This is a genomic window from Aeromonas fluvialis (genome assembly GCF_000819885.1).
Classification (GTDB): Bacteria; Pseudomonadota; Gammaproteobacteria; order Enterobacterales; family Aeromonadaceae; genus Aeromonas; species Aeromonas fluvialis.
The window spans coordinates 25,701-31,700 of record NZ_CDBO01000058.1 but is presented as its reverse complement, the minus strand read 5'-3'; the positions used below and the strand labels follow the sequence as shown (position 1 = coordinate 31,700).

General features: G+C 55.4%; 5 protein-coding genes. 2 read left to right on the top strand and 3 right to left on the bottom strand.

Going from position 1 to position 6,000, the window contains the following annotated elements:
* Window positions 1-335 precede the first annotated feature (335 nt).
* Window positions 336-1,301, bottom strand: a complete 966-nt coding sequence (locus tag BN1125_RS12865) for a hypothetical protein (RefSeq protein WP_042012707.1) — start codon at window positions 1,299-1,301, stop codon at window positions 336-338.
* A 177-nt stretch (window positions 1,302-1,478) separates the two neighbouring features.
* On the opposite strand from BN1125_RS12865, the gene thiI reads away from it, so the two are divergent.
* Window positions 1,479-2,927, top strand: a complete 1,449-nt coding sequence (gene thiI / locus BN1125_RS12860; RefSeq protein ID WP_042012706.1) for a tRNA uracil 4-sulfurtransferase ThiI — start codon at window positions 1,479-1,481, stop codon at window positions 2,925-2,927.
* A 74-nt stretch (window positions 2,928-3,001) separates the two neighbouring features.
* On the opposite strand, the gene BN1125_RS12855 is transcribed toward thiI, so the two are convergent.
* Together BN1125_RS12855 and BN1125_RS12850 are read right to left on the bottom strand one after the other, a co-directional pair.
* Window positions 3,002-3,394 (bottom strand): hypothetical protein, encoded by a 393-nt coding sequence (locus BN1125_RS12855; RefSeq protein WP_042012704.1) that lies wholly within the window; start codon window positions 3,392-3,394, stop codon window positions 3,002-3,004.
* 100 nt (window positions 3,395-3,494) lie between these two features.
* Complete coding sequence (locus tag BN1125_RS12850) at window positions 3,495-4,127, bottom strand: trimeric intracellular cation channel family protein (RefSeq protein ID WP_042012702.1); 633 nt, start codon at window positions 4,125-4,127, stop codon at window positions 3,495-3,497.
* Window positions 4,128-4,509: 382 nt separating this feature from the next.
* On the opposite strand from BN1125_RS12850, the gene BN1125_RS12845 reads away from it, so the two are divergent.
* On the top strand, window positions 4,510-5,370 hold the full coding sequence (locus BN1125_RS12845; protein ID WP_042012701.1) for a flagellin N-terminal helical domain-containing protein: 861 nt from the start codon (window positions 4,510-4,512) through the stop codon (window positions 5,368-5,370).
* The last annotated feature ends 630 nt before the right edge of the window (window positions 5,371-6,000 follow it).

Below are 6,000 nucleotides of genomic sequence, written 5' to 3'. Positions count from 1 at the left end.
GATCTAGGGGCGCTTACACCCTTGCCGCACTGAATCAATGGGCAAGGGGGGGGCTCGTGCCGCAGGTGCGCTGAATTGTGCCCATGTTTCTCCCGAACGTACCGGGTTCTATTCACCTTTCGAACCTGCCTCCGAGAGTTTTGTGCGTTGTTATCAGAAGCAGTTTGCCTGTACCCCTTCCAATATCCGCCGTGACAGGGCGATGGAGGCGCGCAGGCAGGCGCAAGAGCGGGCCAATCACCGTGGTGATGACTGGTAGGCCGCAGATAAAGATTGGTAGGCCGTAGATAAAGAGAGGGGTTGGCAGATGCCAACCCCTTTTTAATTCCGCCGATTCAGCCCGGCTGGCGCAGATGGCCGAGCCGGGTGAAGAAGTGCTGGCTCTTGCGCTGGTGAAAGTGGCTCTTCTTGATGGGATGGAAGATGAGATTGCTCTCGGGATGACTTGCCTTTAACTGATGGATCATCGCCATGGCGGGCAGGCTGGTGCTGACTAGCGTGGTGAGCGGCATGCTGATGGTCTCGGGCCCCAGCAGCTGATTGAGCCCCTGCTGCGCCTGCTCAAAGTGGGTCAGGGCTGCCGGATCGGCATAGCCGCTACCCAGCATGGCGAGCAGGTTGTCGATGGCCAGATGAAATTCAGTCAGCTGTTGGCGAAAGCCGCTGCGCCCGCGCAGGGCAATCAGCTCTGTAAAGGGGATCTCGGCCAGCTGAGTGGGTACTTGCAACGGGATCTCGAGGTGGAAGCAATCCTGGCCACCGCGGTTGTGGTAGCGGGATTCTAGCAGGTGCAGCAGCCTGTCCAGATAGTCGTGATCCGTGATGAGCGCCCCCTCATTGGCGAGTGCCCACTCACGGGCTAGGCGCATGGAGAGCAGATTGGCAAAGCGCCGCGCCATCTTGATCCCCCCCTCATCCTGGCTGGCAAAGCCGTGGGTGAGGCAAAAGCCGTGCAGCCGTTCAAGGCCGGCCTGGGTCGGGCAGAAGCAGTCGTGATTGGCGCTTTGACGCCAGCGAGTGATGAGTTCCCTGTTGCCAAATACCTTGTGGCGGGCAAAGTCGGGCGCGACAAGACCGCCGAGCTGGCTCTCCAGCTGAGGAGTGATATCTGCAAAGAAAGCTGGCTCAGGCCGCTCTGCCAGCAGGTCGGTTCGCTGCTCCAGCGTACTTAGCAAAGTGGTGAGGCCACTTTTTTCACTGACGGTGAAGACGAAGGCGAGCCGCTCCAGATAGAGCAGGGCAAATTTGAGCCAGAGCTCGTCGCGTACCTCCATACCGGGGTAGTAGATATAGGTCTTCATCGGATTCGTCTGTTGTCAAAAAAATGGCGAGGTACAGGGTCGGGAATATACGCAAGATTGCAGCCGTGCGGCAAACATTGCGTGGGGGAATGTGAGCAATTGCTCATCCAGTAGGCGCTGGCCACAAAATGCTGATATAATACGCGCCCTTAAATCAAGGTCACCCGAGTCAAAACCATGAAGTTCATTATCAAGCTGTTCCCGGAAATCACCATCAAGAGCAAATCAGTTCGCCAGCGCTTCACCAAGATGTTGCAGGGCAACATTCGCAACGTGTTGCGTCGCTTCGACGAAGATGCCCGCGTACGGATGGATTGGGACAAGCTGGTAGTGAGTTCCCGCAACGACCAGTTCCACGCCCAGTATCTCGAGACCCTTGCCTGTATTCCGGGCATCCAGTACTTCCTCGAAGTGAAACTGAGCAACTTTACCGACCTGCACGACATCTTCGAACAGACTCGCGCCGTCTGGGGTGATCGTCTGAAAGGCAAGACCTTCTGTGTGCGGGCCCGTCGGGTCGGCAAGCACGACTTCAGCTCGCTGGAGCTGGAGCGTTATGTGGGTGGTGGCCTCAATCAGCATTGCGAAACGGCCGGTGTACGGCTGAAAAAGCCGGAGATCCAGATCAATCTGGAAGTGGAAAACGACGAGCTCTACATCATCAGTGCGGTACACCACGGCATGGGCGGCTTCCCCATGGCGACCCAGGAAGACGTGCTGAGTCTGCTCTCCGGTGGCTTCGACTCGGGCGTGGCTTCCTACCAGTTTATCAAGCGTGGCTGCCGCGTGCACTATTGCTTCTTCAATCTCGGCGGCGCCGCCCACGAGATCGGGGTCAAGCAGGTGGCCTACTACCTGTGGAGCAAGTTTGGCGCCTCTCACAAGGTGCGCTTCACCGCCATCGACTTTGAACCCGTGGTCGCCGAGATCCTCGAGAAGGTCGACAACGGCCAGATGGGCGTGGTGCTCAAGCGGATGATGATGCGTGCCGCCGGTCAGGTCGCCGACTACTTCCAGATCCCGGCACTGGTGACCGGTGAGTGCGTGGGTCAGGTCTCCAGCCAGACGCTCACCAACTTGAACGTGATCGACCGGGTGACCGACAAGGTGATCCTGCGCCCGCTCATCACCTGGGACAAGCCGGACATCATCAGCGAAGCCCGTCGTATCGGTACCCTGGAGTTTGCCGAGACCATGCCGGAGTATTGCGGCGTCATCTCCAAGAAGCCGACCGTGAAGGCCGAGCTCTCCCGCATTGAAGCGGAAGAGACCAATTTCGACTTCGCCATTCTGGACAAGGTGGTCTCCGAGGCTCGTTACCTCGATATTCGCCGGATCGGTGAAGAGACCGCCGCCGAAGTGCAAGAGGTGGAGACCACCCAGGTGCTGGCGGCTGACGAGGTGATCCTGGATATCCGCTCTGCCGACGAGCACGACGAGAAGCCGCTGGTGGTAGAGGGTCGTGAGGTGTTGCACCTTCCCTTCTTCAAGCTGGCCACCGCCTTTGGCGATCTGCCCAAAGAGAAGACCTATCTGCTCTACTGCGATCGCGGCGTGATGAGCAAGCTGCAGGCGCTTTATCTGAAAGAGAAGGGCTTTGACAACGTCAAGGTGTACCGCCCGTAAGCGTGGTTTGCACAGCGTGTAAAAAATCCGGCCAATGTGCCGGATTTTTTATTTCACTGCGTCAACTATAGCCATCAGGGGCAGGGGACCGGGGTGAAGGAGTCTTGTCCCTGGCAACGCCAACCCATTTCCGCCTCCCGCATCTGCCACAGATTGTTGCTGCGATAGAGGGTCAGGATGTAGATCATGTCACTCTTGCTGCCATCGAGGGCGACCGAGAGCACCAGGTCATTGTCTAGCTGCTGGGCATGGATCCGGCTGGGTGTGTCGCCATGGCCGACGAATCGCAGGGCTACCTCACGGTAGTCATTGACCCAATGTTGCTGTTGATGGCTTGCCTGGCGTATCTGCTGGTTAAACTGCTGCACCGGCGCCGAGGCCAGTCGTCCAAATACCACTTGTGCTTCGGCGTGGGCTGCCGTCACGCTCGCCAGGAGGAGTGTGGTAAGCATACCGATTTTGCGCATGAGAAATTCCGGCTAACAACGACTGCTTGTATGACAACAGAAAAACCTGTTTGGTTCAACGCAAGGCCCACAGCGACCTCATGGCGCTGTGGGCCTGCTCTCAATTGCGTTGCAGCGAGAAGGTCGGCAGCGACAGATGCCAATAGATAGCTGCGACCCGCAGGCCAAACACGGCTGTCATGCAGATGAGCATGGCCGTTACCCGGTCCATGTTCGCCTCCAGTGCCTGGGTATAGAGAATGCCGCCGAGGATACAGGCGGTGGCATAAATCTCTTTTTGCAGCACCATGGGTACTTCCCGCGCCAGCACATCGCGGATCATGCCGCCGGCAACCCCCGTCATGGTGCCCATGATGACGGCAATCAGAGCCGGTGTGCCGAAGTTGAGGGCCTTCTGGGCACCGATCACAGTAAAGAGGGCCAGCCCGAAGGCATCGGCCACCGGCAGCACGTACCAGGGCATGCGGCGGGGCAGTTTGACCATCCACATCCCGATCAGCGCCGTCGCGATGATCACCCAGATATAGAGGGGATCGCGTACCCAGAATACCGGTGTAGCACCCAGGATCATGTCACGGATAGTGCCGCCACCGATGGCGGTGACCGCAGCCAACACCATGACGCCAAACCCGTCCATTCTGAGCCGGCCAGCCACCAATACCCCTGAAAACGCGAATACCGCAGTACCAAACATATCGCTGATGTAAACAATCTGCTCAACCAGTGTCTGCATGGAGAACAACTCACGCCAAATTGTTGATGGGGTCGCGATTTTAGGGGCTGGCGAGCCCAATCGCCAACTGTGCTCGATAAAATTGCGAGTCGAGACGGACTTTTTCTCACTGCATGGACCGAGTGAGTCTCGAGTGTGGCCGCTTGCCCCGTCGTTCTCGGGATTCTGGAGGTGACTCCTGTCGTCTGTTTTTGCCCGATTTTTTCCTTAAGTTTCCCCTCGACCCGCCGATATATAAGGTAAGCGGCGTTAATGCGATGAAGCGTTGAAAAAAATGCTAAAGACATCCAAAAACGAGCCGTTAAATAAGACGCATCGGGCATAGAAAATAATAAAGCCAGAGCAAATAGAAGAGTAAATTTAATAGCTTAGGAGAATAATCATGAGTATGTATGTAAATACCAACGTTTCGAGCATCAACGCTCAGCGCAACCTGCGTAATAGCAATATCAATCTGGATACCGCCTATCAGCGTCTGTCATCTGGCCTGCGTATTAACAGCGCCAAGGACGATGCCGCCGGTCTGCAGATCTCCAACCGTCTGACCTCCCAGGTCAACGGTCTGAATCAGGGTAACCGTAACGCGAATGACGGCATCTCCCTGGCCCAGACGGCTGAAGGGGCGATGGAGGAGCTCACCGGTATGTTGCAGCGGATACGTACCCTGTCTCAACAATCCGCCAATGGTTCAAATAACAGTGATGACAGACTTGCATTGCAGCAAGAGGTGAATCAGCTTTCAAAAGAGATTGACCGTATCTCCGGTGATACAACTTTTGGTGGTACCAAGCTGTTAGATGGTAAGTTTGGCGGGTCATTCCAGGTGGGTGCCGATGCCAACCAAACCATCTCGTTCAGTTTATCGGGTTATGCCTTTAATGTGGCCGGTCTTGCCACAGAGGCTAGCGTAACCACAGCCTTTGCCGCTGGGGATAATGGTATCAATATCACGAAAGCTTCATTGGCGCAGAATGTGCTTGGGGCGGTCGACAAAATGATCAAGACGGTTGATAGCAAGCGTGCCGAACTGGGTGCGGTGCAAAACCGGATGGAATCGACCATTCGTAACCAGTCCAACATTGCGGAAAACGTCAGTGCAGCGCGAGCTCGGGTACGTGATGCGGACTTTGCGGTAGAGACTGCGAATCTGACGCAGTTCAACATCCTGCAACAAGCAGCATCAACCGTACTGGGTCAGGCTAACCAGCGACCCAACGGTGCACTGCAACTGCTGCGTGGTTAAGAATAAAAAATGAAAGGCGGTTGTTCAGGCCGCCTTTCCGGAGGACGCATCAGAGGGTGTTCGGGAAATCATGTCTCTGATAAGTCACAACACTGTAGTACACTGTAAGCTCAGCGGGCTGTTTATAGTCTATAAACTTCCCCGCCTAATTCTCCTGAGCTAAAGCTCGTTGGCCGACCTTGATGTCGGCCTTTTTTATTTTCAATTTAACAATGCATAACTCATGCCAGTTATGAAATACTGCCATTAATTCTAAAGTGGATTCGTAGGGGGCCATTTTGTGGCGGGTTTTCAATGTTTTGAGGTTGCTGCCAAAACCAAGGCTCCCTTCATGCTGTCAAATTGTTGGCTCAATGGGCGCTTGTTGCCATTGGCCCGAGTCAAAACAATGACCCTATTTTGGGTCTTTCCTCCCCCTTTCTCTGATATACACCTGTGACAATTCAGTTACTTATCTGTTCTTAACCCAAGGTCGTCGATGTGTTTGAGTTGCTCTTTGGGGGTGGATTGATCTGAGGGGGGCAATCATTTGCCGCAGGCGGCAAAAAAAGACTAAAGCTTCGTTCAGCGTAGCCGTTAACCAAGGTAAGCAAAAGATTGGGTGTTCGGGACTCCTGGATTTTGCGGTGT

Excerpts from the sequence above, each read along its gene's own strand:
- thiI (WP_042012706.1), top strand. The coding sequence starts at position 1,479 with ATGAAGTTCATTATCAAGCTGTTCCCGGAAATCACCATCAAGAGCAAA.
- BN1125_RS12850 (WP_042012702.1), bottom strand. The coding sequence starts at position 4,127 with ATGCAGACACTGGTTGAGCAGATTGTTTACATCAGCGATATGTTTGGT.
- BN1125_RS12845 (WP_042012701.1), top strand. The coding sequence starts at position 4,510 with ATGAGTATGTATGTAAATACCAACGTTTCGAGCATCAACGCTCAGCGC.
- BN1125_RS12865 (WP_042012707.1), bottom strand. The coding sequence starts at position 1,301 with ATGAAGACCTATATCTACTACCCCGGTATGGAGGTACGCGACGAGCTC.
- BN1125_RS12855 (WP_042012704.1), bottom strand. The coding sequence starts at position 3,394 with ATGCGCAAAATCGGTATGCTTACCACACTCCTCCTGGCGAGCGTGACG.